Below are 512 nucleotides of genomic sequence, written 5' to 3'. Positions count from 1 at the left end.
AAGCAATATTCGACGTTGTAGACGTCTCGATCACTTTTGGTGAGCACATGGCAGTTGATGATCATCCGGTATCCGGCGAACGGGCCTACAGCAAAGACGCCAGCAGCATCCGCAGCAGGAGCGCCACTAGGACGTACATTAGCAGCGGTCGCAGCACCCACTTGCCCAGGAACCGAAGAAGCGGCATCAGCGGGCGCAGAAGCCACCACAGAGGTTTCAGGACGCGAGTCAATATATTGAGGCTTGATGAAGCCAAAGAAAACACAGAGTCCCCAAACGACCAGAACAAACAGAATTTTAGGATCTCGAAGCATCGAGCTGCCCGCGATTGTATCCGAGACTTTACCGGTTGTAGTCGAGTCATAAAGCTTGAAAACATACTTGGGCACCTTATTAAATGGCTTGGCTTGCAGCACATCAGACATGGATGTGCCGGAATTGTCGGAAAGGTGAAGAACGGTCTTATAACGGCCACCAATCCCCAATATCGCCATATTGGTATGCCGAATTGC

The 512-nt window shown here is 51.0% G+C and carries 1 protein-coding gene; it reads right to left on the bottom strand.

Features of this window, described 5'->3' with window-relative positions; translation table 11 throughout:
• Positions 1 to 512: zonular occludens toxin domain-containing protein (locus ACB037_RS21310; RefSeq protein WP_371175906.1), on the bottom strand; the 512-nt coding region annotated here is incomplete at both ends.

The organism is Aeromonas sp. S19(2024) (assembly GCF_041402625.1).
Classification (GTDB): Bacteria; Pseudomonadota; Gammaproteobacteria; order Enterobacterales; family Aeromonadaceae; genus Aeromonas; species Aeromonas caviae.
This window is presented reverse-complemented; position numbering and strand designations above follow the sequence as displayed.